This is a genomic window from Nannocystis punicea (assembly GCF_026965555.1).
Lineage (GTDB): Bacteria > Myxococcota_A > Polyangia > Nannocystales > Nannocystaceae > Nannocystis > Nannocystis punicea.
Genome location: NZ_CP114040.1, coordinates 8,235,312 through 8,262,301, shown reverse-complemented (window position 1 = coordinate 8,262,301; position 26,990 = coordinate 8,235,312). Strand labels below are relative to the sequence as shown.

General features: G+C 72.1%; 23 protein-coding genes. 9 read left to right on the top strand and 14 right to left on the bottom strand.

Annotated features, from left to right (window positions below; genetic code table 11):
- Positions 1 to 14: 14 nt before the first annotated feature.
- The 4 genes from O0S08_RS31750 to O0S08_RS31735 all read right to left on the bottom strand — a co-directional run bounded on the left by O0S08_RS31750 (position 15) and on the right by O0S08_RS31735 (position 4,307).
- Entirely contained in the window at positions 15 to 1,061 is a 1,047-nt protein-coding gene (locus O0S08_RS31750; RefSeq protein ID WP_269033113.1) for a methyltransferase, read from the bottom strand.
- Positions 1,042 to 1,998 (bottom strand): iron-containing redox enzyme family protein, encoded by a 957-nt coding sequence (locus O0S08_RS31745; protein ID WP_269033112.1) that lies wholly within the window; start codon positions 1,996 to 1,998, stop codon positions 1,042 to 1,044. Before O0S08_RS31745 ends, O0S08_RS31750 begins: the two co-directional genes overlap by 20 nt.
- The gene (locus O0S08_RS31740) at positions 1,995 to 2,891 is read right to left on the bottom strand and encodes an aminotransferase class IV (protein WP_269033111.1); all 897 of its coding nucleotides are present in this window, start codon (positions 2,889 to 2,891) and stop codon (positions 1,995 to 1,997) included. Before O0S08_RS31740 ends, O0S08_RS31745 begins: the two co-directional genes overlap by 4 nt.
- Before the next feature lie 312 nt (positions 2,892 to 3,203).
- Positions 3,204 to 4,307, bottom strand: coding sequence for a Glu/Leu/Phe/Val dehydrogenase dimerization domain-containing protein (locus tag O0S08_RS31735; protein WP_269033110.1), 1,104 nt, complete (start codon positions 4,305 to 4,307; stop codon positions 3,204 to 3,206).
- A 211-nt stretch (positions 4,308 to 4,518) separates the two neighbouring features.
- Here O0S08_RS31735 and O0S08_RS31730 point away from each other — a divergent pair, with 211 nt between their 5' ends.
- Positions 4,519 to 5,718: a pyridoxal-phosphate dependent enzyme gene (locus tag O0S08_RS31730; RefSeq protein ID WP_269033109.1), complete on the top strand. Its 1,200-nt coding sequence runs from the start codon at positions 4,519 to 4,521 to the stop codon at positions 5,716 to 5,718.
- On the opposite strand, the gene O0S08_RS31725 is transcribed toward O0S08_RS31730, so the two are convergent.
- Positions 5,693 to 6,127, bottom strand: coding sequence for a VOC family protein (locus tag O0S08_RS31725; protein ID WP_269033108.1), 435 nt, complete (start codon positions 6,125 to 6,127; stop codon positions 5,693 to 5,695). The genes O0S08_RS31730 and O0S08_RS31725 overlap by 26 nt on opposite strands.
- Before the next feature lie 232 nt (positions 6,128 to 6,359).
- Entirely contained in the window at positions 6,360 to 11,531 is a 5,172-nt protein-coding gene (locus tag O0S08_RS31720) for an AAA family ATPase (RefSeq protein ID WP_269033107.1), read from the bottom strand.
- A 108-nt stretch (positions 11,532 to 11,639) separates the two neighbouring features.
- Here O0S08_RS31720 and O0S08_RS31715 point away from each other — a divergent pair, with 108 nt between their 5' ends.
- Both O0S08_RS31715 and O0S08_RS31710 read left to right on the top strand, forming a co-directional pair.
- Complete coding sequence (locus O0S08_RS31715) at positions 11,640 to 12,365, top strand: gamma-glutamylcyclotransferase family protein (RefSeq protein ID WP_269033106.1); 726 nt, start codon at positions 11,640 to 11,642, stop codon at positions 12,363 to 12,365.
- A 193-nt stretch (positions 12,366 to 12,558) separates the two neighbouring features.
- Positions 12,559 to 13,470, top strand: coding sequence for a hypothetical protein (locus tag O0S08_RS31710; RefSeq protein WP_269033105.1), 912 nt, complete (start codon positions 12,559 to 12,561; stop codon positions 13,468 to 13,470).
- 150 nt (positions 13,471 to 13,620) lie between these two features.
- Here the strand turns inward: O0S08_RS31710 and O0S08_RS31705 are convergent, their stop codons facing one another.
- Entirely contained in the window at positions 13,621 to 13,803 is a 183-nt protein-coding gene (locus tag O0S08_RS31705) for a hypothetical protein (protein ID WP_269033104.1), read from the bottom strand.
- 257 nt (positions 13,804 to 14,060) lie between these two features.
- Between O0S08_RS31705 and O0S08_RS31700 the strand changes: the two genes are divergently transcribed.
- The 5 genes from O0S08_RS31700 (at position 14,061) to O0S08_RS31680 (ending at position 18,782) form a co-directional block, all read left to right on the top strand.
- Entirely contained in the window at positions 14,061 to 14,573 is a 513-nt protein-coding gene (locus tag O0S08_RS31700) for a hypothetical protein (RefSeq protein WP_269033103.1), read from the top strand.
- Positions 14,574 to 15,151: 578 nt separating this feature from the next.
- Positions 15,152 to 15,679, top strand: a complete 528-nt coding sequence (locus O0S08_RS31695; protein WP_269033102.1) for a hypothetical protein — start codon at positions 15,152 to 15,154, stop codon at positions 15,677 to 15,679.
- A 430-nt stretch (positions 15,680 to 16,109) separates the two neighbouring features.
- Positions 16,110 to 16,952 (top strand): HAD family acid phosphatase, encoded by an 843-nt coding sequence (locus O0S08_RS31690; protein ID WP_269033101.1) that lies wholly within the window; start codon positions 16,110 to 16,112, stop codon positions 16,950 to 16,952.
- The gene (locus O0S08_RS31685) at positions 16,949 to 17,197 is read left to right on the top strand and encodes a hypothetical protein (RefSeq protein WP_269033100.1); all 249 of its coding nucleotides are present in this window, start codon (positions 16,949 to 16,951) and stop codon (positions 17,195 to 17,197) included. Before O0S08_RS31690 ends, O0S08_RS31685 begins: the two co-directional genes overlap by 4 nt.
- Before the next feature lie 91 nt (positions 17,198 to 17,288).
- On the top strand, positions 17,289 to 18,782 hold the full coding sequence (locus O0S08_RS31680) for a M1 aminopeptidase family protein (protein ID WP_269033099.1): 1,494 nt from the start codon (positions 17,289 to 17,291) through the stop codon (positions 18,780 to 18,782).
- A gap of 276 nt (positions 18,783 to 19,058) precedes the next feature.
- On the opposite strand, the gene surE is transcribed toward O0S08_RS31680, so the two are convergent.
- The gene (gene surE, locus O0S08_RS31675; protein ID WP_269033098.1) at positions 19,059 to 19,817 is read right to left on the bottom strand and encodes a 5'/3'-nucleotidase SurE; all 759 of its coding nucleotides are present in this window, start codon (positions 19,815 to 19,817) and stop codon (positions 19,059 to 19,061) included.
- A gap of 118 nt (positions 19,818 to 19,935) precedes the next feature.
- On the opposite strand from surE, the gene O0S08_RS31670 reads away from it, so the two are divergent.
- Positions 19,936 to 20,064 (top strand): hypothetical protein, encoded by a 129-nt coding sequence (locus O0S08_RS31670; protein ID WP_269033097.1) that lies wholly within the window; start codon positions 19,936 to 19,938, stop codon positions 20,062 to 20,064.
- Between the two features lie 27 nt (positions 20,065 to 20,091).
- Here O0S08_RS31670 and O0S08_RS31665 read toward each other — a convergent pair whose 3' ends face one another.
- The 6 genes from O0S08_RS31665 to O0S08_RS31640 form a co-directional block, all read right to left on the bottom strand.
- A complete protein-coding gene (locus O0S08_RS31665) occupies positions 20,092 to 21,024 on the bottom strand; it encodes a protoglobin domain-containing protein (RefSeq protein WP_269033096.1) in 933 nt (310 codons plus the stop codon).
- A gap of 273 nt (positions 21,025 to 21,297) precedes the next feature.
- Entirely contained in the window at positions 21,298 to 22,068 is a 771-nt protein-coding gene (locus O0S08_RS31660) for a M57 family metalloprotease (RefSeq protein WP_269033095.1), read from the bottom strand.
- Positions 22,069 to 22,728: 660 nt separating this feature from the next.
- Entirely contained in the window at positions 22,729 to 23,868 is a 1,140-nt protein-coding gene (locus O0S08_RS31655; protein WP_269033094.1) for a PAS domain-containing protein, read from the bottom strand.
- Positions 23,869 to 24,248: 380 nt separating this feature from the next.
- On the bottom strand, positions 24,249 to 25,499 hold the full coding sequence (locus O0S08_RS31650; protein WP_269033093.1) for a DUF4215 domain-containing protein: 1,251 nt from the start codon (positions 25,497 to 25,499) through the stop codon (positions 24,249 to 24,251).
- A gap of 43 nt (positions 25,500 to 25,542) precedes the next feature.
- A complete protein-coding gene (locus O0S08_RS31645; protein ID WP_269033092.1) occupies positions 25,543 to 26,376 on the bottom strand; it encodes a tetratricopeptide repeat protein in 834 nt (277 codons plus the stop codon).
- Positions 26,373 to 26,975 (bottom strand): RNA polymerase sigma factor, encoded by a 603-nt coding sequence (locus O0S08_RS31640; protein WP_269033091.1) that lies wholly within the window; start codon positions 26,973 to 26,975, stop codon positions 26,373 to 26,375. Before O0S08_RS31640 ends, O0S08_RS31645 begins: the two co-directional genes overlap by 4 nt.
- Positions 26,976 to 26,990: the final 15 nt, after the last annotated feature.

Here is a 26,990-nt window from a genome sequence, read left to right as displayed (position 1 = left end):
GGAGGCGGGCGGCATCACTTGCTGGCGACGAGGATCCGCATCGACTGGAAGAACTCGTAGGGGGCGCGCGGGGGCTCGAGCTCCTCGGTGGCGGTGAAGCCGGCGGCCTGCAGCAGGTCGAGGTGCTCGCGCGGCGAGCGGTAGCGGGTGCTCTCCGACTTGGCGAGGAAGTAGACGCCGCGCAGGTACATCGGCAGGGCCTCGGGGAGGACGCGCTCGGGCAGCATGCGCTCGATGACGAGGAAGCGGCCGCCCGCGGGCAGGGCCGCGTGGACGCGGCGGTAGACGCCGGCGATCTTGTCGTCGCCCCAGTCCATGGCCGAGCGGCACATGGTGATGACGTCGTAGTCGGGCGGCAGCGGGGTGCGGAACACGTCGCCGGCGATCGCCTCGACGCGACCGGCGAGCTCGGGGCGCCCGGCGAGCTGACGGCGGCCGATGTCGACGCAGGCGGGGACGTCGAGGAAGGCGCCGTGGAGGCCGGGGGTGGCGGCGACGATGGCGGCGCAGAAGCTGCCGGTGTTGCCGCACAGGTCGAGCAGGCGGCGGTGCTGTCCGAAGGGATAGGTGGCGAGGACGACCTCGACGATCCTGGCGATCGTGGCGTCCATGTAGCGCGAGTACTCGGCGGCGACCTGCGGGTCGACCGCGTCGACGTCGTCCTTGAAGTAGTCGCGCAGCTTGAACGGCGAGGCGGCGCCGTCGCTGCGCACCAGCGCGTCCATGTCGGCGAGGGCGCGGTAGACCTCGTCGTAGTACTCGAGCAGGTAGGTGGTGGTCTGGAACGGCCGATCGGGGGCGCGCACGAGGAAGGGCGCGAGCGCAGCCGGGGTGGCGAGGCCGCGCTCGTCCTCGTGCAGGAGGCCGAGCGCGACGCAGGCGTCGACGACGATCTTGAACGAACGCTCGGGCAGATCGAGGGCGGACCGCAGGGCCTCGCGGGCTTTCGGCTCGCGGGCGGCGGTGAACAGGTCGAGCTTGTAGGCGGTCATCAGCAGCTTGCTGCCGAGGAAGCCGTCGAGCAGTTCGAGGAGGAGCTTCTCACCGGTGGCGGTCGTCATGCGTCGCCTGCATCTCGCGCCAGATGGCGTCGAAGTAGCGCTGGCCCAGGGCGCGGTGGTAGCGGAGCGAGGCGAACAGGATCGCCTGGTCCGCGGGGCTGGTGATGACGGCGCCGATCAGCTCGGCGGTCTCGCGCGCGTGCTCGACGTCGGCGCTCATGTGGATCCGGTGGAACTCGCGCGCGTCGTCGGGGACGCCGAAGCGCTGGAGCAGCGCGTGGATGTTGCCGTGGGTGGCGGGGGTGCCGGCCTCGAGCGAGAACAGGACCGCCAGGCCCCACGCGAGGTCGGGGTGGCGGGCGCAGCGGATCCGGTTGTTGAGGTAGGCCTGGGCCTCGGGCAGCTCGGGCCGGTCGGCGAAGCCGTGCGGCAGGTCGAAGTGACGCAGGAGGCGCTGCAGCAGGACCGGGTGGGCCTGGCTGCCGTCCTCGCCGCCGGTCTCGTCGTAGAGGTTGCGGTGGAGGACGCTCGCATGGCTCAAGGGACAGCTCAGCGCGAGCTCGGTCAGCTCGCGGTAGAACAGGCGCGAGCGGTGCCAGTGGTGGCGCAGGTAGATCTTCAGGTCGGCGAGGCTGGGCTGGCCGTGGAACAGGTGCGCCGACATCGGGTGCAGCAGGCCGTTGCGCTGGTTCTGCTCGGCGTGCAGGCGGGCCAGCAGGGCCTCGGGCGCGAGCAGGGGCTCGGGCGCGACGGGCGGGACGTGGGCCTCCTCGACGGCGTAGGCGGGCTCGAGGAGGAAGCGGCGCAGGGCGTAGGTCCGCGGGTCGGGGTCGGCGTGGAGGTCCCAGACGAGGCCGTGGTAGACGGCGGCGGCGTAGGCGTCGCCGGCGAAGGCGAGGCGGGCGAGGCGGGCGAGGGCGTTCGCGGCGTCGGCGGCGACCGCCGGCGAGCGGTCGCGCAGGGCGGCGCGGACGTTGGCCTCGAGGATGGCGATCACTGCGGGTCCTCCACGCGGTCGATCCAGTCGTGGTGATCGGGAGCCTCGCCGCGAGCGACGGCGCGGTAGCGGGCGACGAGCCGCGCGGTGACAGGCCCCGGGGCGGCGAGGCGCCGGCCCTCGACGAGGGCGACGGGGCGCAGCTCGGCGGCGCTGTTGGCGAGGAACACCTCGTCGGCGCTGAAGAGGTGGTGGCGCGGGATCGGGGCCTCGAGCGTCGGGATGCCGAGGTCGGCGGCGAGGGCGAGGACGCTGGCGCGGGTGATGCCGGGCAGCAGCGGCTCGTGATCGGGCGGGGTGACGAGGCGGCCGTCGCGGACGATGAAGAGGTTGGCGCCGGTGGCCTCGACGACGGTGCCGTCGTCGCCGAGGAACAAGGCGTCGTCGTGGCCGGAGGCCTCGGCCTCGCGCAGGGCCAGGAAGGCGCGGCCGTAGTGGCCGGCGTGCTTGGCGGTGGGGATCCACCCGGCGCCGTGGCCGAGCGAGGCGATCCGGATCTTCGTCAGGGCGCCGGGCGAACCGGCGGGCTCCCAGGCGAGGACCGCGACGTGGACGGGGTTGCGCGCGCCGAGGCCGATCCGCGCGTCGCCGTAGAAGGCGAGCTGGCGGACGTAGCCGTCGCCGCGGCCGCTGGCGCGCACGACCGCGAGGGTCGCCGCGTGCAGCTGCTCGGCCGTGTACGGCAGCGACATCCACAGGCTGGCGGCGCTGGCGAGGAAGCGCCGCACGTGGTCGCGCAGGCGGAACACGCCGACTCCCCCGTCGGCCAGGCGGTAGTGCCGGCCGCCGTCGAACACCGCGGTGCCGTAGTGCAGGGAGTGGGTCAGGAGGCCGAAGCGCGCGGCGTCGGCGGGGACCAGCTGGCCGTCGAGCCAGACGAGCTCGGCGGTCACGGCCGGCCTCCGAGAAGGAGACGGTCCGAGGGACAGGTCGAATGTCCCGGGAGACACGTGGCGGTGAGGGTCGACGGGGGGCGTGGATGGCTCTCGGGACAGATAAAATGTCCCGAGAGCCATGCGGAGGCGCGGAACCCGGGGCGCCGCGGATGCCTCGAAAGAGATGCGCGAATGGGGCGCCGTGGATGGCCCGAGGGACATGTCGGATGTCCCGAGGGGCAGGTGGCGCGGCGAGCCGGCAGGGGCGATCGGACATGCCTTGGAGGACATGTCGCCAGCGGCCGTCGCGGCGAGCCGGGGCAGGCGCGCTCAGGTGGCATCGAGGGCCTCCGTGACGAGCGCGCGCGGGGAGCGGCCGGTGGCGCGGCTGTCCGCAAGGACATGTTCGACGCGGGCGGCGACGCGGCGCTCGACGTGGGCCAGGACGTCGGCGGGGCCGAGCGGGTCGCCGGCGTAGATGGCCTCGATCGCCAGCGAGCCGCCGGCGCTGGCGAGCAGGTCGGGGATCGCAGGCACGCCAGCGGCGTGGAGGGCGTCCTCGACCTCGGGCGCGAGGGCGAGGTTGGCGGCCTCGACGACGCCGGCGCAGCCGAGCCGCGGGACGACGTCGACGGCGAAGGCGCGCGAGACCGCGGCGAGGATCAGGACGTCGCAGCCAGCCTCGAGGACCGCGGCGGAGGGGCGGACGTCGGCGCCGAGCTCGGGGAGCCGACCGCCGTGCCGCCCGTCCAGGAGGGCGGGGACGTCGAGGCCGGCGTCGGCGACGAGGCAGCGGACGTCGTCGGCCCAGGCGACGACGCGGCAGCCGACGCGATCGAGGAGCCAGGCGGCGCCGCCCCCCATCGCGCCTGCGCCCTGGATCGCGACCCGCAGGCCTGCCGGACGGCCGAGCACGCGGCCGAGGGCGAGCGTCGCGGCGCGCACGGCCGCGGGGGCCCGCAGGGCGTGCACGGTCCAGCCGTCGATCGCGGCGTCGAGGAGGGCGTAGCGGCGCAGGAACTCGCGGTCGGCGAGGCCGCGGCTGCGGCCGACCGCGATCTTGAGGCAGGGCAGGCCGACGTCGTCGGCGGCGCGCTGCAGCTCGGCCATGGTGGTGTTGAGGTCGGGGCCGACCGACCAGCAGCGCTCGATCAGCGGGGCGAGCGTGGCGAGGAAGCGACGCAGGACGTCGGCGCGGGCCGGGTGATCGGGGGCCATGCGCAGGCCGGCCTTGGCGCCGCCGACCGGCAGGGCGTAGGCGGCCTGCTTGCGGGTCATGTTGCGGGCGAGCGCGGCGATCTCGTCGGCGCCGACGTCGGCGCCGATCCGCAGGCCGCCGGCGCACACGCCGTCGACGAGGCGGTCGATCACCAGCACGCCGGTGATCGGCTCGAGCGGATCGCGGTATTCGATCTTGAGCAGCGCCACAGTCACACCACTGCCGCAAACATCCTATCGGAGCGGACGACGCGTGGCCATGCGAGAGGTGCTTCGCACGCGTCATCCTCCGCGACCTGAGAAGACTCCTCGCGCGCCGAGGTCGCTGTCGCGGAGTCGCTCGCTGCGTCGATGTTTGACAGCGCGACCGGCGACGCCGACCATGGATCGGGGCGCGGTGGTGGGGATGGCAGAGCACTGGCGATCCTTGATCGATCGGCGATTTCCGGCGTCGCAGAGCCTGCTGCTGCGCTATCACAAGGTGCTGGCGGTGCCGGGCCTGGCGGTCGAGTTGACGCTCGCCGACCTCGAGCGCTGTTCGCACGGCGAGGGCGCGACGACCTTCGCGCTGACCAGCGGCGACCGCGAGGTGATCGTCTGTGACGAGTCGAGCCGGATGTTCACGGGCACGTACAAGGCGCTCGACGCGTGCGTGACGGTGGCGCTGCTGCGGCGCGCGCAGGTGCGGCGGGTGGTGGCGTCGTCGGGCGGCAACCTGAGCGCGGCGCTGGCGGCCTACGCGGCGCGCGCGGGCCTCGAGGCGTTCCTGTTTCAGCCGCGTCGCACGCTGTACAAGCAGCGCGGCGATCACTTCGGCGCGGGCGTGCACCTGATCGGGGTCGATCTGCCCGAGCCCGACGTCAAGCGGCTCGCGCGCGGCTTCGCCGAGCGGTACGGCCTGGCGCACGTGCCCGACGTCCGCTGGCGGCTGGCGGCGTCGGCGGTGCGGGCGATGTTCGTGCTCGAGAGCGCCGAGGCGCTGGGGCGCATCGACTGCCTGGCGCAGACGGTGTGCGCGGGCTTCGGGCCGGCGGGGATCTACCAGTGCTTCGCGGCGCTGCGCCGCCACGGTCTGTTGCGCCGCAGCGAGGTGCCGCGCTTCCTCGGGTTCCAGCAGGAGGCGAACGCGCCGATCGTGCGCGCGTGGCAGGCGGGCCAGCCGGAGCTGGCGCGCGAGCACGTGCGACCGGAGCCGGACCGCTACCTCGAGCCGGGGCTCTACAACACCGATCCGGCCCGCGAGTACGCCCGCCTGGCGGCGCTCCTGCGCGAGGTCGGCGGCGAGATGCTGGCGCTGTCGGACGACGACCTGGCGCGTCACCAGGCGCCGCTGCTGGCGCGGATGCGGGCGGCAGGGTTCGAGTTCTCGCGGCTGCCGGGCTCGGACGAGGTGGTCGAAAAGACAGGTCTGCTGACCGGCGTCGGCGTGCTCAAGGCGATCGACGAGGGCCGGGTGGCGCCGGGCGAGCGGGCGATGTTGATGCTGACGGGCGGGGTGCGCGAGCTCGCCGGCGCGGCGCCGCCGAGCCCGGCGCTGGTGGTCGACGCCAGCCGCAGCGAGGCCGAGTGGCTCGACGAGCTCGGGCGGACGTTCGGCCTCGTTACATGTGCACGAGCTCGAGCTTGATGCCGTCGGGGTCGCTGAAGAAGACGGCGTAGTAGCCGGGCGCGTACGGGTACTCGGCGGGGGCGTCGAGGATCTCGACGCCGGCGGCGACGAGCCGCCGGTGGACCTCGTCGATCGCGGCCCGCGACTCGAGGGCGATGGCGAAGTGGTGAAGGCCGACGCTGTAGCGATCGAAGGCGCGGCCGCGGTGCTCGGGGGCGGCCTCCCACACGCCGAGCATGAAGTTGCCGGCGGCGAGCAGCATCATGCGGCAACCCTCGTGCTTGTGCGGGGCGCCGACGACGTCCATGACGACCTGGCCGCCGAGCAGCTCGAACAGCTGGGTGTAGAACGCCCGCGAGCGCTCGTAGTCATTGACGGTGATCGAGACGTGGTGGATCCCGGTGGCCTTGGGCGAGACAGCGGTCATGCACAACCTCCTACGCGAGGTCACGATGCTAGCGATCGCGCGGCGAGGCGACCATCCGGCGCGTCCGTAGCCGCGAACGACGACGCAGCGGCGCAGGGGCCCGGCGGCCGCGTCCGCACCTGCGGGGTCGCGTGCGGCGGGGCTCCCTCCGAGGTGCTCTCCGCCCGCGGACCGCGGCGCGAATCAACCTGTCCGTCAGGACATGTGAGTGCAGGGCGGAGGTGCGGCCGCGTCAGCGGATCGGGCCGACCATGAGGGGCAGATCGATGGTGAAGGTGGAGCCGGTGCCGAGCTCGCTGACGACGGAGATCGATCCGCCCATGCGCTCGCACAGCTTGCGACAGATGGCGAGGCCGAGGCCCATGCCGCCGACCTTGCGGGTGGGCGAGTCGTCGACCTGGCTGAATGCGTCGAAGATCTTGGTGCGCTGCTGCTTGCTCATGCCGATGCCGGTGTCGGCGACCTCGATCACGAGGCGGTCGCCGCGGCGGAGCACGCGGAGGTCGATGGTGCCGCGCTCGGTGAAGCGGGCGGCGTTGCGGACGACGCTGCCGATCACCTGGACGAGCTTGGCCCGGTCGTTGACGACGTCGCCGAGGGCAGGGTCGACGTGGACCCGCAGGGTCGAGTGGTTGCGCTCGACCTCGGGGAGGTGGGCCTCGACGACCTCGCGGACGACGTCCCCGATCGCGAAGCTCGCGGGGGCGAGGACGAGGCGGCCGGACTCGAGCTGGGTGATGTCGAGGACGTCGGAGATGATGCCGAGCAGGCCGCGGCCGGCCCGCGAGATCTTGTCGAGGTCGCGGGCGATGGTGTCGAGGCCGTCGTCGGCGGCCTCCTCGCCGAGCATCTCCGAGGCGCCGATGATCCAGTTGAGCGGGGTCCGCAGCTCGTGGCTCATGTTGAGCATGAAGCGGCTCTTGGCGACGCTGGCCTCCTCGGCCGAGCGCCGGGCCTCGTCGAGCGCGGTGAACATGCGCGCGTGCTCGATGGCGATCGCCAGCTGCGTGGTCAAGAGCCGCAAGATCTCGAGCCGGTGCGGGGTGAAGGCGCCCCAGATCGCGCGGTTCTCGAGGTAGAGCGCGCCGATCCGCTGGCCGCGGCTCAGTAGCGGGAAGCAGGCCAGCGACAGCGGGCGCACGCGCAGCAGGTAGGCGCCGAGCAGGCTGGGGTTGCTGTCGACGTCGTCGGGAAGCAGGACCCGGCCACTGCGCTGACACACGCGCAGGAGGCCGGCGGGGACATCGGCCTCGCTGATCGGCAGGTCCTCGTGGAGGACGACGCCCTGCTCGGCGGTGTAGCTGGCGACGACGACGAGACCGGCGGCGCCGGGGAGGGCGAGCGCGCCCCGATCGGCGCCGGCGTTCTCGACGAGGATCGCCATGAACTTGCGCAGGAGGGCGTGGCGGTCGACCTCGACGGCGAAGGTCTCGGCGGCCTTGATCGCGCTCGAGAGGTCGAGGCGCGGGTCGACGGAGGTGGCGGTGACGATCGAGCTCTCGATCGAGTCGCCGCCGCCGCCGGGGCGCGCGAAGGCCCGCGGCAAGTAGGTGCGGAACAGGTTGCCGTGCACCGCGAGCAGGACGTCGGCCCGCGGGGCGGCGCCCCAGCGGCGCCACACTGCCTCGGCGTCGGCGAGGAGGGCGGCGGCCAGGCTGTCGCGCCCGGCTCGCAGGTGGAACACGCCGGCCAGCTCGGCGGCGAGCGCCTCGGTGGCCATGTTGCCGCCGCGGTGCGCGCCGGAGACCGCGGCGTCGTAGGCGGTGATCGCCGCGAGGGCGTCGCCGGCGAGGGCGGCCCGCTCGGCGTCGATGAGCGCGAGCTTGTGGGCGAAGTTCTCGGGGCACGAGGCGGCCCACACCGCGTAGCGCTCGCGCAGCGCTTCGAGGCGCGCGCGCGAGACGTCGAGGTCGCCGCTGCCGCGGCGCAGCAGGGCGGCGTGGACGAGGGCGGAGCAGAAGGCGAGCTCGGTGGTGAGGAACCACGAGGAGTTGAGCAGGCGCTGCTCGGCGGCCCGCATCCACTTCTGGGCCGCGTCGAGCTCGCCGTGCACGAGGCAGAGGTAGAGCTTGGCGATGCAGTACCAGAGGGTGGCGAAGGTCAGGCGGTCGCGCTCGGCGGCGGCGAAGAAGGCGTCCTCGTCGAAGCCCTCGCCGTGCAAGCTGGTGGCGCCGGCGGTCTCGCCCTGCAGGCAGGCGACGAGGCGGCGGACGACCCGCAGCGCGGCGGTCGAGGAGGCGACGCGGGTGCGCTGCATGAGGTGCAGGTACTCGTCGGTCTGGGCGGCGACGGTGCGCAGCGGGCTGCCGCCGCCGAACTGGACGATCGCGGAGTGCGAGCAGGCGTAGGAGACGAAGATGTAGTCGCCGGTCTCGAGGCCGTGGAAGCGCGCGCGCTCGAGGTACTCGAGCACCTCGGGCAGCGGGCGGTAGTAATGCAGGATCGAGCCGAACACGAAGTTCAGGCGCGGGACCTGGTCGAGGTTGCCGAGGCGATCGTTGACGACGAGGGCGGCCTCGCCGAAGTCGTGGGCCTCGCGCACGGCCCCGCGCGAGGTGGTGAGGTAGAAGGCGTAGACGAGGTAGCCGTACGGCGAGGCGTCGGCGTGGCCGTGCTCGAGGCTGAGGTTGATCTGCTTGAGGCAGAGCAGCTCGAACAGCGGCTGGCGGGTGAGCTGCGCCGGGGCGAGCAGGTCGGTGATCAGCTTGATCGTCGAGCAGAACTCGGGGTCGTCGGCGCGCGGGCGATCGACGAGGGCGGCGATCGTGGCGCCGGCGAGGCGGCGCTGCAGGTCGGCGCGCTCGCGGGCGGCGGCCTCGCGCAGGGCCTCGTCGCCGTCGGGGATGTCGAGGCCGGCGAGGCGCAAGGCGTCGACGCCGATCGTCAAGGCGTCGCCCGAGCGGCCGATGGTGACGTAGAGGACGACCTTCAGCGAGCGCGCGGCGAGGGCGTCGCGGCGCGAGGCGGCGTGGGCGAACAGGACGTCGAAGGCCTGCTCGGCGCGGGCGAAGTCGCCGCACAAGTACTCGCACTCGGCGAGCTCGAGGTGGAGGGCGTAGATCAGGCGGTAGTGCGTGCGCCAGTGATCGGGGCCGAGGAGCTCGGCGCCGACGCGCAGGAAGCCGACGGCGGCGTCGTAGGCGGTGGCGGCCTTGGCCCGCCGGCCGGCCTCGAGGTCGAGGGCGGCGAGCTCGGTCTGCTCGTGCGCGGCGCCGAGGCCGGCGCGGCCGAGGTTGAGGTGCGAGACGGCCTCGAGCAGCTCGGAGCGATCGCGCGAGGCCAGCGAGGCCAGCAGGTGGCGGCCGATCGCCAGGTGCACGCGCGGGCGATCGCCGGGGTCGAGGAGGGTGTAGGCGGCCTGGCGCACGCGGTCGTGGAGGAAGCGCAGGCGGACGTTGGGCAGCTGGCCGCCGTGGCCGTACGGCAAGAGGCGGTACTCGGGGTCGATCGGGACGACGAGGCCGCGGCCGATCGACTCCCACAGGGCCGGGCCGATGTCGCTGCTCGGCCGGCCCGCGGCGGCGGCGAGGGTGTCGAGGTCGAACTGGGCGCCGATGCAGGCGGCGCAGGTGAGCAATGCGCGGACGTCGGGCGCGAGCCGGCGGATCCGCTCGAGCAGCAGGTCGGCGACGTCGTCGGGGATGCTGGCGGCGCGCAGGGCCGCGAGGTCCCACTTCCAGCGGCCGTGCTCGGGCGAGAAGCGGATCAGCTCCTCGCCGTGGATCACCCGCAGGAACTCGCGCACGAACAGCGGGTTGCCCTCGGTGCGCTGGTGGATCTCGGCGGCCAGCTCGGCGACCGCGGCCGGCGTCTCGGCCAGCGCGTCGGCGACGATCGCGGCGACGTCGGCGGGCCCGAGCGGCGTCAGCTCGATGCGCTCGATCGTCGCGCCCGCGTGCTCGAGCTCGGCGATCGTCTTGCGCAGCGGGTGATAGGCGTCGACCTCGTGGTCGCGATAGGCGCCGATGAGGAGGACGTGGCGCAGGTCGTGATCGCCGAGCAGGGCGCCGAGGAGGCGCAGGGTCGCGGCGTCGGCCCACTGCAGATCGTCGAGGAAGACCACGAGCGGGTGGTCGCGGTCGGCGAACACGCCGAAGAAGCGCAGGACCGCCAGGTGCAGGCGGTTCTGCGCCTCGGCCGGGGAGACGGGCGGCGGCGGCGGCTGGTCGCCGACGACGTGCGCGAGGTCGGGGAGGGTGTCGACGAGCACGGCCAGCTGCGCGCCGAGGGCGTCGGCGAGCCGCCGCCGCCAGCGCTCGACCTCGCCGAGCGGGCTGGCGAGGACCAGCTCGACCAGCTGGCGCAGGGTCTGCAGCAGCGAGGCGAACGGGACGTGGCGGTTGTACTGGTCGAACTTGCCGGCGATGAAGTGGCCGCGGCGGGCGACGATCGGCTGGTGGAGCTCGTGGACGAGGGCCGACTTGCCGGTGCCCGACCAGCCGGAGATGAGGGCCAGGCCGCGCTCGCCGGCGGCGGCGTGCTCGAAGGCGGCGAGCAGGCGGCCGCGCTCGGCGGCGCGGCCGTAGAGGCGCTGCGGCAGGCGGAACTCGGCGCTGCGACGCGGGCGCGAGGGGTTGGGGGTCTTGTCGCCGCCGAGGGTGTCGCGCAGGTACTCGAGGTCGCCGCGCAGGGCGTGGGCGCTGCGGTAGCGCTCGTCGACGTTCTTGGCCATCAGCTTGAGCACGATGGCGGACAGCTCGCGGCCGACGCTCGGCTCGAGCGCGGCGGGGTCGGGCGGGTTGCGGGCGAGGTGGGCGTGGACCAGCTCCATCGCGTCGTTCTGGGGGAACGGGCGCCGGCCGGTGAGCAGCTCGAAGAAGGTGACGCCGAGGGCGTAGAGGTCGGCGCGCTGGTCGATGCCGCGACCGACGCGGCCGGTCTGCTCGGGGGCCATGTACGCGAGCGTGCCGACCAGGCGGTCGGGAGCGGCGAGGGCGACGGACTCGGTGGCGAGCGAGGAGGCGATGGCGAAGTCGGTCAGCTTCACCTCGCCGGTGCGCGGGTTGAGGATGATGTTGGCCGGCTTGATGTCCTTGTGGATGACGCCGTGCTCGTGGATCGCCGCCAGCGTCTCGGTCAGCTGGAGGGCGATGTTGAGGAAGCTGCCGACGCCGACCTTCGACGGGAAGCACTGCGTCAGCGACAGGCCGCCGAAGTCCTCGAACACGAGGAACGGCAGGCCGCGCTCCTCGAGCGCGAGCGCCTGGACGACGCCGCTCAGCTTGAGCCGCGCGGCGACGTCGTACTCGTGGCGCAGCTCGGCGAGGCGCTGGTGCGTGACGCCCTCGGCCCGCGGGAGCTTGAGGATCACGAGGCGACCGTCAGCGACCCGCGTGGCTCGGCGCACCTCCGACTTCATCCCCTCGTGGAGGACCTCGACGGTGATGTAGCCGTGGAGCGACACCTGAAACATGATACACGCACCGCGATCGCAGGTCAGCGCGCGCGGGGTGCACTATCGCGCTGTCCTCGTCGAGGCCGCACTGCGGGCAAAGCTGATAGCATCGGGGCGGTGGTGAAGCCGGTAGTGGTCGACGCGACATCGCGATCCTCGGGAGATGTCTGGTACTTCGCCTACGGCTCCAACCTGCACCCGCAGAGGCGTGCGTCGAGGGCCGGGCTGTCGCCGCTGGACAGCGCGCCCGGGACGCTGTGCGGCTGGCGTTTGGTGTTCGACATGCCGGGCGTGCCGCCGGCGGACCCGGCGATGGCGAGCATTCGCCGCGACGCGAACGGCGAGGTCCACGGGCTGCTGCTCCGCCTGCGATCGCACGACTTCGCCGCATTGGTCCGCAGCGAGGGCGGCGATCGCTTCTATGTGCGCGAACAGGTCGAGGTGATCGCCTATGATGATCGCAGGGTGATCGCCGAGGTGTTCATCGCGGCCCCCGGACGACGACTGGCGCGCGAGCGGCCGCCGTCGCGGCGATACCTCGACCTGATCCGCGAGGGCGCCCGCCTCAGCGCGCTCCGCCCCGAGTACTGCGCCTGGCTCGAGGCGCTGCCCCACGCGGAGGCCTCCCCCGCCGCGCGCTGGGCCTCCGACGTGTTCCTCGAGGTGTTCATGCGCGCGAGCCGGGGGCGGCTCCGCGGGCTGGCCCAGGGCTGGCTCGACGCCCTGCAGCACACCGAGGAGCTCGGCGCGCTGCCGCGGCGCGTGGCCCAGGGGGTCCTGCTGGCGCCGGTGCTCGGGGTCGGGCTCGGGCTGCGGGCGCTGAACGTCGGCGCGAAGCGGTGAGCGCTCGCATCGCGCGTGGTGCTATGAATATAGACTGCTTTGAGGGCATTGTTTTGAGGGCATGTCGAAGACGAGCAGGGATGACGAGAATGCCGCTGCCGGCGGTCGGGCGGTCGTTGGTGTCGCCTGACAGGGTCGGTCGGGTGCGAGCCTGCGCGTTGCGCACGGCCCGCCGGCGCGGTACCTTCGGACGATGACCCGGCCGCCGCTCGAGGTGCTGCGAGTTCTCGACGGCCAGGTCGTCGATTGCTATGACCCCGCGATCGGCTTGACCCTGCCCGAGCAGATCGCGTGGGCGGTGTCAGTGGTGCGCCGGCCGGACGACGGTGGTGAGGACGACGATGCCGGAGCGAGCTGGCTGCGGCTGCTCACCGCGCTGCTGCGCGACCCCGGGGCGCCGCGGCTGCGCACGCTGATCCTCGACGACTGGAGCGAGCACGCGCTCGACCCGTGGGACGTGACCTTCGAGGACGGCGACCCGCTGCCGCTGATGAAGCGTCACGCGGGGCGGCTGGCGCGGCTCGAGCGGCTCCACGTCGGTGCGTTCCCGGCCGAGCTGCCGCCCGCGCGCGGGGTGTGCCAGGGCATCGGCCCCGCGCTGGCGAAGCTGCCCGCGCTCGTGCGCCTCGATCTGCACGGCGAGCGCGGGTGGGAGCTGGTGCCGGCGAAGGGGCACGCGGGGCTGCGCGCTCTGGTGATGCACGTGGCCGAGCCCGACGACGGGCCGCTGGCGGACCTGGTCGAGGCGGCCTTCCCGGGGCTCGAGCGGCTCGACCTGTGGCTCGGGCCGGCCGTGCTCGAGTCGCACGACGACGACGAGCTCGGCGCGGCGCTGGCGAGCGGGCGGTTCCCCAGGCTGCGGGAGCTCGGCCTGCGCGGGCTCGAGTCGTCGGCGCTGCTCGACGGGCTGGCCGCGCACGAGCTCGAGCTGGAGTCGCTGGCGATCACGCACTCTCCGGAGCTCGGGGACGACGGGGTCTCGCGCCTGCTGTCGGCGCGCTGGCTGCCGCGGCTGCGGCGGCTCGATCTGCGCGGGGCGGGCGTGTCGGCCGAGCTGGCGGCCGAACTGGCGGGGCAGGGGCCGGAGATCGTCGGCGACGATTGACGCGAGTCGTTCAGAGCTGTCCCGCGGGACAGGTCTTACCAGGCGGCTCCTGAGGACATTGGCGCGGCGAGCGGGCCACCGGAAGACGTGGCTGCGAGGACATGTCCTTTCAGCCGCGTATCTATCGACGCGGGGCGCTCGTGGGCCCGCTCAGCGCGCCCCGCCGGGGCAGGCGAAGTCGTCCTCGGACGGCTCGAGCGGGAACACCCCGCAGGCCGCTCGCTCGCCGGTCGTCAGGGGCTCGAACAGCTCGCAGCCGCTGGGTTCGACGATGCCCAGGGTGTAGCAACCCGCGCCCGGCAGCGGATGTCGCCACGGGCGCGAGCGCGTCACGACGGCGGGGTCACGGCGCATCGCTCGCGTGCGTCGCGGCCGCGCCGCCTGCTCCGGCGCGGCGACGTCGGCGGCGTGCAGTGCTCGACCCGCGCGTCGGTCCGCTCGCACGGACGAGCTGCGCCGGGGGCGCGGGAATCCGCGGTGGGTTCGAAGATGCTGGCCGAGGGCCGTCGCCAGTGCCGATGAGCCATTTTTGCCGGTGGCTGTGCTCGTCGACCTCCGTAGCGACCCCTCATGCTCGAGCAGGAGTTGCCATGCCGAACACCACGATCATTCGTCTCCCCTCGGCCGCCTGCTTTACGCTGCTGCTCGCGGCGGCGGTCCCGTTCGCTGCCCTGGGGGCGACGCCGGCCGAGGCCGTCTGCGGGTACGTCGATGCGTCGGATTACGTACAGGGGGATGCCCAGATCGACGCCTGGTACTCGATGCTCTCGGAGTTGAAGCAGGACTTCGACGACGTCTGCGGCGACACCTTCTGCGAAGGCGATTACAGCAACATCGAATCGCTGGGGTATCGCTGCTCGGTGCACCAGGCCAGCGGCCGCATCGGGCAGTGCGTGTGGATGTTCGCCGCCAGCAGCGAGGAGATCGATCCGGAGACCGGCGAGGTCCTGGCGGAGCCGCACTTCTGGCGCTGTCCCACGCCGCTGGCACCCGACACCACGATCGAGGAGCTGCTGGCGGCGGTCGCCGGACAGTCGCCGCTCTACGCTCCGTTGCCGGGGAGTGACCTCTCGATCTACGACGGGTTGGTCGACTGTCTGTGAGCCGGGGGCGCGGGAGGCGGGGCGCCCCGCCCTCCGCCGATCCGGCGCCTCCATCCTTATAGGCCTCGCGGCCCGCAGCGGCGAATCGGATCCGAACTCTGTTACGACCGCGAGTCATACCATTGCCTCCCCAGCCGCGGCCGGCGACCCACAGCGCGAACTTTGCGGGGCGCCAGAGCGGCTCCGGCCGCTCGGAAGCGACCATTGTCGCGGAATCATCGGAGTCGTTCCCCGCTACACCCGTTCCGCTCGCTACGAGTCGATACAGTCCGACGTTCGGCCGCCCGCGACGACGTCTCGGCGAGACGACCGCGTGACACGAACAGGGTTCATATACAGGTCGCGAATACCACGGCCTCGCTGCAGAGGCCTGCGTGCCCGCGAAGCGGGGTTTGTCAGGCGATTTCGAGCAACAACCAATTGCGCGCGAGTGCTGACGATCGTCGTATTCGTATCACCGTAAACTATTGTTAAACGCTTGACACCGTCGGGGGCGACGTCTATTTACCCAGGGGCGAATCGGCGGTTGGGCCGAGCGCATTCACGGCCTGGCGGCTCGCCGGGCGGGGAGAATCATCATGGCAGTGTCGAACGTCAGCGTCTTCCGTCCCTTCCTCACCGAGGCGCAATGGGCGAAGGAGACCATCGGTCAGATCAACGAATACAAGTCGCGCAATTGGGCGATCGGCCTCAACGGCGACACCGGCAAGCCCGACGGGTTCACCACCTCGTTCGCCGAGCGCGACATCAACTTCGTGACGTACATCCGCGGCGCCGGCCTGTCGATCGGCACGCCGGAGGCCTACGGACAGAACATCGCGCTGGTGACCGCCTACATCGAGCGCGAGCGGCAGGAAGAGATCGCCCTCGTCCACAACATCATGGCGCAGCTCGCCGACTACAAGTCGCGCAATTGGGCCATCGGTCTGTCCTGGCCGGATGGCCAGCCCGACGGGTTCACCCGCTTCTTCGCGGTCCGGAGCCTGCCGATCGCCTACTTCCTGCGCGGCAACATCTCGGTCGGCGATCCCTCCGCCTACGACGTCAACATCAAGACCCTGCAGGGCTACCTCGAGTCCGTCGGCAGCACGAGGGTGTCGAGCTGAGCCACCCCTCGCCGGCGCCCGGCGATGCACAGTCGCTGAAATCGCCGGAGCCGACGGTTGCGAGCGCCCTGCAAGCTCCCGCTCTTCGACGGGCTCGCCCTGGCCACCAGGCAGGTCATGGGCGAGGACCGCGGAGCGGGCGCTGTTTGTCTTCGTCGGTCGGGGCGTGCGTCCCCCGTTGGACTCCTGGGTGGGAGCAGAGCGCTTCTGCTTGCCGTGGAAGTGTTTGGTTAGGTGTCCCTTCGGACAGGTATGTCGTGATCGACGCGCGTGCGCTCGCCGAACTGCTGCGAGTGTGACGTCGACCCGACGAGCCGGGCGCCATGGGCTTGACTCGCGCGGCGGAGGTCGTTGTGGAGCTGCACTTCCGTGCAGTGCCAACCGAACTTCACGCGCGAGCGGCTCGATCTGCCGCTACGCTTCCTGGCGCATGTCGCTGCCCGTCCGTCTCATCGTCGCGCTCGCCGTCTCCGCCGCCCCGCTGGCCTGCAAGCACGCGTCCGCCGAGAGCCGCGGGACCGCGCACGACGCTCTGTTCGCGGTCGCGTGGGTGCAGACGAGCGCCGAGTACGAGGCCGCGGCGCTGCAGGCGTACGCCGCGGCGGGGCACATGCTGGAGGCCGCGCTGGCCGACCCGACATGGACCGCGGCGGTCGAGCAGACCGGCGACTTCTCGGCGCTGCCGCCGGCGATCATCGTCGACGTCGACGAGACGGTGCTCGACAACAGCGCCTATCAGGCGCGCCTCGTCGTGTCCGGAGCCCAGTACTCGTCCGCCACCTGGGACGCGTGGATCGAGGCGCGCAAGGGCACGGCGATCCCGGGCGCGGTGGCGCTGCTCGGCGCCGCGGCGGCCAAGGGCGTCCGGGTGTTCTACCTGTCGAACCGCGACGTGCGGCAGGCCGAGGCGACCCGCGACAACCTCGCGCGGCTGCACTTCCCCGACGCCGACGACCTCGACACGTTCTACTTCCGCGACGTCGCGCGCGGCTGGAAGGACAAGAGCCCGCGCCGCGCCGAGGTGGCCAAGACGCACCGCGTGATCTTCATGTTCGGCGACAACCTGTTCGACTTCGTCGAGAAGGAGCGGCCGGCGCTGCCCGAGCGCGCGGCGATGGTCGAGGAGCGGGCCTCGTGGTGGGGCTCGCGGTGGTTCATCATCCCGAATCCGATGTACGGCTCGTGGGACGACGCGCTGTTCGGTTACGACAACAAGAAGACCCCCGCTCAGAAGCAGGAGGCGCGGCTCGACGCCCTCGACCTGGCGCAGTGAGGACCTACGAATCGCCGATCGACCGCCTTCTTCGCCCCGGCCTCTCGCAGGCCTGGCCGAGCGACACGCGGCGCCGCGTCGCGGTCGGCACGGCGACGACGCTGTTCGCCACCCTCGGCGAGGAGGGTGAGATCGTGCCACGCGTGTACTCGGGCGACACCGCAGTGTTCTCCCGGATCGGTGACGCGGCGCGCGACATGCTCGGGGCCCGGGGCGGCGCCAGACCCAAATCGGACATGCGCTGAAGTGCGCCGCGACAAGCCGTCCGCGATCGTGGAAGATGGCGGCGTGCCGATCGCTCCCGCGACGAACGCTCCACGACCGCGAGTCCTCCGCATGACCGTATGCGCCGCCGCGCTGGTGGCGAGCGCGTGCCAGGGTGAACTGGCGGCCCCCGACACCGACGGGTCGACGACCTCGACGACCTCGGCGACGACGGAGACGACCACGCAGGGCGAAGCCGAGACGACCACGGAGCAGCCGACGACCACCGGCGACGTCCCCGACACGACGGGCGAGCCCCCGCCGAGCTGCGAGGCGCTGCCCGGGGCGCCGCCGCCGGTCGAGGTCGCGGACGTGCTCATCGTGCCGATCGACGTCACGCGCGTCGACGCCGAGCTGCGCTTCGACGCGGCCGCGGGGGAGGCGGTCGGGCGCGCGACGCTCGAGTTTCGCAGCGGGCCGGTCGAGGGCCTGCCGGCCTTCGACCTGCGGCAGCCGATCGACCGCGCAGTGCTCGACGGCGTCGAGCTGCCGGCGAACGGGATCGTCCCGTTCAACCCGCCCTCCGAGGTGACGATGCTGGCGATCAACCGCAAGCTCGCCCCGTGCGGCGAGCACCGGCTCGAGCTCGAGTACCACCTGGATGAGCCGTTCGAGGAGGACGCGAGGTCCTTCGTGTGGGTCGAAGACGCGGTCGCGTGGGGCACTCACCTCGGCGACTACTTCGGCGGCCGCTTCACCGAGAAATGGGTCCCGGGCAGCTTGATCCACGACGTGCACGACCTCGAGCTCGAGATCGTCGTCGAGGGCGGCGCCCCGCACGAGCTGGTCGCCAACGCGCCGGTGACCGCGATTGCCGACAATCACTGGACGATCGCGTTCCCCGAGATCACCAGCATGACCCCGCTGGTCCAGCTGTGTCCGAGCGCCAGCGTCCTCCGCGACGAGTTCCCCGCCGACGCGATCGACGTCCTGGTCTGGCGCTGCGAGCTCTGGCCGGGCAGCGCCGACGACGTCACCGCATTCGCGGACGAGCTCGTCCCCGCGTTGCAGTTCGCGACCGAGGAGCTCGGCCCTTACCCGCACGGCGATCGTTTCCTCGCAGTCGTCCTCTCGCACGACGGGGGCTCGATGGAGTACCCGGGCGGCACGGTCACCCGATTGGAGGCAGTCCGGCACGAGGTCTTCCACAACTGGATCGCGCGGTCGGTCCGCCCGCTGACGCAGCGCGACGCGTGGTTCGACGAGGCGTGGACGACGTGGGCGATCGAGGACGGGTTCGAGGCCCCGCCGCTGTCGCCGGACCACCCGCCGATCACGCTCGCCGGGGACAACCTGTGGACGCGTATCACGCCGTTCCCATCCTACGAGACCGGCCCCCAGCTCCTCTCCACCATCGCCGCCGAGGTCGGGCTCGCCGAGCTCCGCGCGCTCCTGCGCGAGTTCTATCAGGCGCACGCGGGCCAGGCCGTGACCACCGAGCAGCTCGAGCGCTTCCTCGACTGCAGGATCGACGGCGGCCGGGTCCGCGCGCTGTTCCATCGCTTCGTCCACGGCCAGGACGGCGATCCGCCCCCGCTCGCGCCGGAGCGCTGCGATTCACCGTGAGCGGCGCGGCCCGCCGCCCATCCACCGGACCCGAGCGCCGCCCTCTGGCTCCGCTCCTCGCCGCGGGGACGGTCACTGTGTGGAGCACGCCCGGCGGGAGGTCCTCCGAGCGCAGCGCGAGCCAGGGCACGCCCTCCGCGGCGGTGACCTGGGCGCCAGGGCTCGACCGCGTCGGCGTCCCGGGCCCGCCCCACCTCCGATTCACGTGACAGGAGAGAATGATAGTCCATGTCCGGATGGACATGTCGTGATCGGGCGCGGCCGCCCGACGAGGTCTCAGGGCCCGCCGCGACGGCCGTGCACCCACTCGCGCAGGGTCGGCAGCATCTGCGTGTGGGTCAGGTCGAGCTGCAGCGGGGTGATCGACACGCAGCCGTGCGCGATCGCGTGGAAGTCGGTGCCCTCGCTGGCGTCGAAGGCCTCGCCCGCGGCGCCGATCCAGTAGATGTCTTCGCCGCGCGGATTGGTCTGACGAATCACCGGCTGCGACGGGTGACGCTTGCCGAGCCGCGTGACCCGCCACTCGCCGAGGGCCTCGTACGGCAGGTTGGGGATGTTGACGTTCAGCAGGGTGTGCGCCGGCAGCGGGCGGCGGGCGAAGTGCTCGACGATGTCGGCGGCCACCCGCGCGGCGGCGTCGAGGTGGGCCCAGTTCTTTTCGACCAGCGAGAACGCGATCGACGGCACGCCGAACAGGAAGCCCTCGGTCGCGGCGGCGACGGTGCCCGAATAGAGGGTGTCGTCGCCCATGTTCTGGCCGTTGTTGATGCCCGAGACGACGAGGTCCGGCCTGTGGTCCAGCATGCCGGTGAGCGCGACGTGCACGCAGTCGGTCGGGGTCCCGTTCAGGTAGTGGAAGCCGTTCGCCGCGGTATAGACGGACAGCGGGCGCCACAGAGTGAGGGAATTCGAGGCGCCGCTGCAGTTCTGTTCCGGCCCGACCACCGTGACCTCGCCGAGCGGCCGCAGGGCCTGATGAAGCGCCGCCAGGCCCGGGGCGAGATACCCGTCGTCGTTGCTGAGCAGGAGCCTCATCCGTCGAGTGTAGCCGAGGTCGTTCGCGGACATGGAGGGCGTGGCCGGGCTTCGCGCCCCAGCGGACGCGAGCGGAGCACCGCTTTGGCGCGCGCGGCCCCGGGTGTATACGAGCGCGATGCCGCTCGCGCTCGTCACCGGTGGCGCCGTCCCCCTCGGCGCTGCGACCACCAAGGCGCTGGCCGCGGCCGGGTGCGACGTCACCGGGCAGACGCTGCGCGTCGACGGCGGACTGTCGGTCGCATGACTGGCCGCTCGCTCGCGCCGGCGCCGTTCACGGGCGCTCGGTGATCTGCTTGCCGACCATCTCGAGCGCGAGCTCGATGCCCTCCTGCAGGTGCGCCAGCGTCGGCACCGGGCCGAGGTCGACGCCGAACTCGGTGAGGGTGCGCGCCACCTGCGGGCTGATGCCGGTGAGGATGGCCCGGGCGCCGACGAGGCGCATGGCGGCGATCGTCTTGACGAGGTGCGCGGCGACGCTGGTGTCGACGGCGGCGACGCCGGCGATGTCGATGATGAGGACGCTGGCGTGCTCCTCGACCAGCCGGAGGAGCACGATGTCCATCACCTGCTGCGCCCGCTGGGCGTCGATGGCGCCGATCAGGGGCAGCAGCAGGACGCGGTCGTGGACCTTGGCGATCGGCGTCGAGAGCTCGCGGAGCGCGGCCTGGTGGCGGCCGATGGTCTCGAGGTTCGCGGCGATGTACGCGTCGATCGCCAGCGACATGTCGAACATGACGAGCTTGAGAAGGGGCGCGTAGACGGCGCTCGCCTCGGCCGGATCGGGGAAGTCGGCGAAGATCTTGTCGTGGAGGATCGAGAGGTAGTGCCGATAGGCGCCGATGTACCAGCGCGGCTGCATCCCGATCGCCTCGTGCCCCGCGCCGACCCGCAGGCGATCCTCGACGTACGCGAGGTCGCACCGCCCCGAGAACAGCTGCATGAAGTATTCGCGCTGCAGCCGCTTGACGCGGGCGATGGCGGCCTCGTCCGGGAAGAAGCCGCGCGACGCGCCGTGGCCGAGGAGCAGGCGGTAGAACTCCTCCACCACCTCGTCCATGTGCTTCTGCGCGAAGGACTCCAGGTGCGCGAGCTGCTCGAGGTCGGCGTCTTCGAGCTCGAAGTAGGCGCGCCGGGTCGCCAGCTCGCGCTCGTCGAGATCGACACGGGCGCGCAGCGCCTGTGCAGGAGGCAGGTCGCGTCTCATCGCGGGGACGATACCAGATCCGCTCGGGCCTCCGAGGAGTGTCGTTGTGATCGCGTCGATCGTGCTGTGATTGCCGGCGCGCGAGGCGCTCGGCCGGCGATCGTCGCACCCGCGCCGGTACACGGATACGAAGGCCTCACGGCCTCGCACAATGACGTTTGGGCAGGTTCGCTGACGATGTGCGACGCACGGGCCCGGCGGACACCGGCGCGGTGACGAGAATCCGCGGCCGCGTCGGCTGTCAGGCAGCGAGTGCCGTCAATGCGGGAGCCGCTAATAGAGGGTGTTGATCGCGGTGAGATCGCTGGGCGTCCACTGCCCGGTGCTGCCCTGATTGAAGCACGAGTTCATGACCGAGCCGTTGAGGACGGCGTCGGTGGGCGTGCCGGGGATGTGGATCGCGCCGACGCCGGCGTCGCCCTCGTTGCCGCCGGTGCCGCAGCTGATGGCGCGGTTGTAGTAATCGGTGTGGCGGAAGCCGACGCAGTGCCCCAGCTCGTGGGTGATGACGTGCGTGGCGACGGCGAGCCCGTAATTGGCGGTGGACTTGCCGACGTTGACCGTGTGGTAAGGCAGCCCGCCCTCCGGGAAGCCGGACGAGCCGCCGGCCCCGCCCTTGGCGGTCATGGTGATCTCGGCGTCGCAACCGGCGTCGTTGCCCTGGGTCCGCACCATGTCGAACGACAGGTTCAGGCTGGTGTAGTTGGCGATCGCCTTGTCGAGCGCGGCGCTCAGCGTCCCGGTGTAGCTCGACCCGTCGACGCAGATGACGGCGACGTCGGCGGCGACCAGGTTGGTCGTCCGGTACTGCCGGAACCGCATCTCGCCCGCGTGCTCCTCGTGGCCGTCGAGGCCGAGCATCTCCCGCGACGCCGCCAGAGTGACGACCGCGTCGCCGCCCACCACGACCACGCCGTCGTCACCGACCTCGATCTCGCTGTCCGGGTAACCCGCGGCCAGGAGGTTGTCGACGATCTCCTGATTCACCGCCTCGAGCTCCGCGCCGTCGATGACCTCCGATTCGCCGCAAGCGAAGAGGAACATCGCCGATACCACACACGCCTTCCGCAACATCATGGTGATCCCCCGTTTTCCGAGGCACAACCTACGAGTGATCGTCCTCGTCTTCAAGGGACTTTCTTCGCGCGTCGCGATGAATGGTTGTACCGGGGTGTCGGCATTCATGGACGGCCGCGCCGGATGGGCGATCGTCTCGGGATAATCATCAGACCGCGGTATTCGTCGTCATCGACGAAATTCCAAGATCCAGCCCACACGATTCGAGGACGCGATCGTGAGGTCGGTCGTGGCCGCATCTCCCCGGCCGCTGCCTGTGCGGCGCCTGCTGCGCAGCTCTCCTCGGGGTGCGACCTCGCGGGCGAAGGAGAGGTCGTCCATCGTCGCAGCGCGGACCGCAGCGAGCTCTGGCGCTGCTGCGGTTCAGGGTGGTGTTGCGGTGGAGCAGGTCGGCCTACTCGAATGAATCGCGCGACCACGGAGGGATCGTCGACCGCGGCCCAGCGATTCGGTGCGCGCGGATCTCCGGCCGCGACGAGCTGCGCGTCGACCGGGCTGTCCGCGTCGCCGAGCGCGAGCTCGAGGGCGTCGTGGAGGAACGGACGCTCGTCGTCCGGGCGCCGGATCGCGCGGTCGAGCTCGGCCGACTCCGCGGAGCGCGGGGCCGGTCGACGCGGGCGGGCGCCGCTAGAATTGGCGGGCGTGGGCGCGCGGGTCGTCGCCGGCGGCGGCCAGGCAGTGCTTGAGGGCCTGGCGCAGGGTCGCGTGGACGATGAAGCCGCGCAGGTCGACGCCGAGGGTGACGATCGTCTGGGCGATGCCGGGGTGGATGCCGGTGAGGATGCCCTCGGCGCCGAGCAGGCGGGTCGCGCGGATCATCGCCAGCAGGTGGTTGGCGGTCGCGGTGTCGACGACCTCGATGCCGGTGAGGTCGAGGATCGCGAATTTGGCGCGCATGCGGCCGACGCTCTGCAGCAGACTGTCCATGATCTCGGACGTCCGCATGCTGTCGACGAGGCCGATGATCGGCATGACGAGCACGCCCTCCCACACCTCGATGATCGGGGTCGAGAGCTCGCGGATCACCCGCTGCTGGCGCTCGATGAGCTCGAGCTTGTTCCGCATCTCGCGCTCGCGGTCGACCGCCTCGGTGACGTCGAGCGACATGCTGACCAGGGCGGCGCGGTTGTCGGGCGGGGCCGGGATGTGCCAGCTGTCCCACCAGCGGCCGAGCGACTCGATCGTCATGCGCGACGGCGTGCCCTCGAGGCCGTGGCGGATGAACTGCACCGAGTCGGGGTTGTCGGCGAACATCACGAGCGGGTTCTTGCCGACCATCTGCTCCGGCGTCAGCGAAGTCGCGGCGAGGCCCTGGCCGCCGACGTACAGGTAGGTGCCGTCGGCGGCGTAGGCGCAGACGACCAGCGGCAGGTTGTCGACCAGGACGCGCAGCATGACGTGCTCGAGCTCGGCCGTCCGCGCGGTCGCGGCGCGGGCGGTCACGTCGGCGCCGTAGCAGACGACGCCCACGACCTGGTCGCCCTGGCGCGCGGGCGCGACGGTCCACTCCCAGGTGCGGCCATCGGCGTGGTTCAGCCACACCGGGGCGGCGTCGTCGCGCTCGGTCCACAGGTCGCGCCAGTCGCCGTCGGCGAGCGGAAGCAGCTCGGCGACGCTGCGCCCGCGGGCCTCGGCGGCGGTGCGGCCGAATTGCTGCTCGGCGCGCGCGTTCCACTCGGAGACCCGCAGCTCGCGGTCGAAGCCGACGAGCACGAAGGGCACGCGGTGCGTGACCGCCGGCCCCTCATCTTCACGAGGCGTGTGCATGGCGGCAGTGAAGCACGCCGCACGGCGATTGTCTGCAGTCCGCGAAGTGAGCCGCGGACGCGTTGTCACACCGGAGAGCGCCGGATCTACGGCGAGGCGGGCGGCGCGCCGGGGCGTCGGCGAATCACCGATCGATTCACCGTAGTACGGCGGTGCGACGATTTCAGGTCGCGAAGAACTGCGCAGAGGCTTTGATGACTCGGCGGCGAGCGTGACATCGAGGTCGACGAGGGCGTGCATCGAGGTAGCACGGGGATCGATGAGGCGCACCTGAAGAGGGTTTCATGCGTGACCGGCCGCGCGTCGCTCGTTGTCGAGCGCGCGCGGCCGGTCCGAACCTTGACGAGTTTTAACTGGACAACGATCGGGGGGCCGCCAGATCAGCCTTCGAGGGTGCAATTGGCGGTGCAGCCGTCGCCATCCACGAAGTTGCCGTCGTCGCACTGCTCGCCGGGCTGGACGACGCCGTCGCCGCAGATCGGCTGGCCCTCGAGCAGGCAGGTGGTGCTGCAGCCGTCGCCGTCGACGGCGTTGCCGTCGTCGCACTGCTCGCCGTTCTGCGGCTGGAGGACGCCGTCGCCGCAGGCGGGCGGACCCTCGAGGGTGCAGTTGGCGGTGCAGCCGTCGCCGTCCTGGCCGTTGCCGTCGTCGCACTGCTCGCCGTCGTTCAGGACGCCGTCGCCGCAGGCGCCCTGGCCCTCGAGCATGCAGGTGGTGCTGCAGCCGTCGCCGTCGATGGCGTTGCCGTCGTCGCACTGCTCGAGGGGATGGACGACGCCGTCGCCGCACAGGGGCTGGCCCTCGAGGGTGCAATTGGCGGTGCAGCCGTCGCCGTCCTGGCCGTTGCCGTCGTCGCACTGCTCGCCGACGTTGACGACGCCGTCGCCGCAGGCGCCCTGGCCCTCGAGCATGCAGGTGGTGCTGCAGCCGTCGCCGTCGACGGCGTTGCCGTCGTCGCACTGCTCGAGGGGATGGACGACGCCGTCGCCGCACAGGGGCTGGCCCTCGAGGGTGCAATTGGCGGTGCAGCCGTCGCCGTCCTGGAAGTTGCCGTCGTCGCACTGCTCGCCGTCGTTCAGGACGCCGTCGCCGCAGACGCCCTGGCCCTCGAGCATGCAGGTGGTGGCGCAGCCGTCGCCGTCGACGGCGTTGCCGTCGTCGCACTGCTCGCCGTTCTGCGGCTGGACGACGCCGTCGCCGCAGATGGGCTGGCCCTCGAGGGTGCAATTGGCGGTGCAGCCGTCGCCGTCGATGGCGTTGCCGTCGTCGCACTGCTCGCCGGGCTGGACGACGCCGTCGCCGCAGGCGGGCTGATCCTCGAGGGTGCAATTGGCGGTGCAGCCGTCGCCGTCGATGGCGTTGCCGTCGTCGCACTGCTCGCCGGGTTGGACGATCGCGTCGCCGCAGGCGGGCTGATCCTCGAGGGTGCAATTGACGGCACAACCGTCGCCGTCCTGGCCGTTGCCGTCGTCGCACTGCTCGCCGGGCTGGACGACGCCGTCGCCGCACAGGGCCTCGTCGCCGTCGGTCATTTCTCCGAGGTCGCCGGGCTCCTGATCGCAGGCGCCGATCACGAAGGCGAGCAGGGTCGAGAGGAAGAGGTTGGAGGTCACACGCGATGAGAAGGTCATGGTCACACCCTCGATATGCGGGGTCGCGGACGGATCTGTGAGGCTATTCGTCGTCGCGGCAGATCTGGCGCATGCGCTCGGCGAGGTGCGAGGCCGGACGCTCGCGCAGGAAGCGACGCCGGGCGTCGCGGGCGGCGTCGACCCGGCCGAGCTTGCACAGCGCGGTGGCCCGCGAGACCTGGCGCTCCTCTTCGAAGACGCCGGCGGCGAAGCGACGACCGTGGACGTCGAGGGCCGCGAGCGCGTCCTCGTAGCGGCCGGCCGCCAGCGCCGCCTGGGCGCGCTGGAAGGATGCGACCTCCTCGGGCCGCAGCGAGGGGCTGTCCGCGGGGCGCCGCCGCGATTGCGCGGGGCGGGCCGGCTTGCGCGAATCGGGGGGCGATTCCCCGGTGTCGCGCTCGAGGCCGCGAGGCTCGTCGGCGGACGTCGGCCCGTTCGGGTGCGGTGATTCCGGCGCGGAGGCTGATTCGCCGGAGCCTGGCTGGAGTGATTCGCCGGGATCGGGCTGGGATGATTCTTCGGGGCCGGGCTGGAGTGATTCGCCGGAGCGGGCCTGAGGTGATTCGACCGCGCGGACGCTGCGCGGCTCGAGCGGATGAATCGTCGGATCGACCGCGTGCTGGTGCACTGCCTCGACGTTGGCCTCGGCGCGTCCGCGCCAGGCGGTCGCGGCGGCGAGGCCGAGGCCGAGCAGGACCGCGGCGGCCATGGCGGCCAGCGGCCACGACAGCCGCGCGGGCCGGCGCGGGGCGACGTCGGCGGCGAGCCGGGCGTCGATGGCGGCCCACGTGGCCGCGCGGGCGGCTTCGCCGGGGCGGTCGACCTCGCGCAACGCACCGACGAATCGGCGCAGCTCGTCGTCGAGTGGTTCGATCACGGCGTCCTCCGGTGCGCGCGAGCGTGGTGGCGGGCGATCGCTCGCTGCAGCAATTGGCGGGCGACCCGGACCCGCGAATAGGCGGTGTTGAGGTTGATCTCGAGGCACTCGGCGACCTCGGGCATCGGCATGCCCTCGATGTCGGCGAGCACGAAGGCCATGCGCTTGTCCTCGTCGAGGCCGGCGAGGGCGTCGCGCAGGACGGCGGCGGCCTGCCGGCGCGCGAGCTCCTCGTCGAGGCCGGGGCCGGCCGGCTCGACGGGCTCCTCGACCAACTCGACGTGCCGCGCGGCCCGCTCGCGGTAGCGCCGGGCGACCCTGCGCGTGATGCCGTAGAGGAGGGCGCGCACCGAGCCGCGGATGGCGAACTCGTGGCGGCGTTGATGGAGGACGACGAACACGTCCTGGACCGCGTCGTCGACCGCGGCCGCGGGCACGCCGAGGCGGCCGGTCAGGCGCCACACGAACTCGTAGTGGTCGCGGAACAGCTCGGCCACGGCCGGCAGGGCGGCGTCGTGCGGGCCGTCGTGGGCGCGCGAGGCGTGGTCGCCGAGGGCGGCCGGTGGGGCGAGGACAGGCGGGATGCTCCCGTCATGCAACGACGCCGGCCGATC

Coding starts and splice junctions, on each gene's coding strand:
- O0S08_RS31750 (WP_269033113.1), bottom strand. CDS start 1,061: ATGACGACCGCCACCGGTGAGAAGCTCCTCCTCGAACTGCTCGACGGC.
- O0S08_RS31725 (WP_269033108.1), bottom strand. CDS start 6,127: ATGACCGCTGTCTCGCCCAAGGCCACCGGGATCCACCACGTCTCGATC.
- O0S08_RS31710 (WP_269033105.1), top strand. CDS start 12,559: ATGACCCGGCCGCCGCTCGAGGTGCTGCGAGTTCTCGACGGCCAGGTC.
- O0S08_RS31700 (WP_269033103.1), top strand. CDS start 14,061: ATGCCGAACACCACGATCATTCGTCTCCCCTCGGCCGCCTGCTTTACG.
- O0S08_RS31695 (WP_269033102.1), top strand. CDS start 15,152: ATGGCAGTGTCGAACGTCAGCGTCTTCCGTCCCTTCCTCACCGAGGCG.
- O0S08_RS31690 (WP_269033101.1), top strand. CDS start 16,110: ATGTCGCTGCCCGTCCGTCTCATCGTCGCGCTCGCCGTCTCCGCCGCC.
- O0S08_RS31680 (WP_269033099.1), top strand. CDS start 17,289: ATGACCGTATGCGCCGCCGCGCTGGTGGCGAGCGCGTGCCAGGGTGAA.
- surE (WP_269033098.1), bottom strand. CDS start 19,817: ATGAGGCTCCTGCTCAGCAACGACGACGGGTATCTCGCCCCGGGCCTG.
- O0S08_RS31670 (WP_269033097.1), top strand. CDS start 19,936: ATGCCGCTCGCGCTCGTCACCGGTGGCGCCGTCCCCCTCGGCGCTGCG.
- O0S08_RS31665 (WP_269033096.1), bottom strand. CDS start 21,024: ATGAGACGCGACCTGCCTCCTGCACAGGCGCTGCGCGCCCGTGTCGAT.
- O0S08_RS31660 (WP_269033095.1), bottom strand. CDS start 22,068: ATGTTCCTCTTCGCTTGCGGCGAATCGGAGGTCATCGACGGCGCGGAG.
- O0S08_RS31655 (WP_269033094.1), bottom strand. CDS start 23,868: ATGCACACGCCTCGTGAAGATGAGGGGCCGGCGGTCACGCACCGCGTG.
- O0S08_RS31650 (WP_269033093.1), bottom strand. CDS start 25,499: ATGACCTTCTCATCGCGTGTGACCTCCAACCTCTTCCTCTCGACCCTG.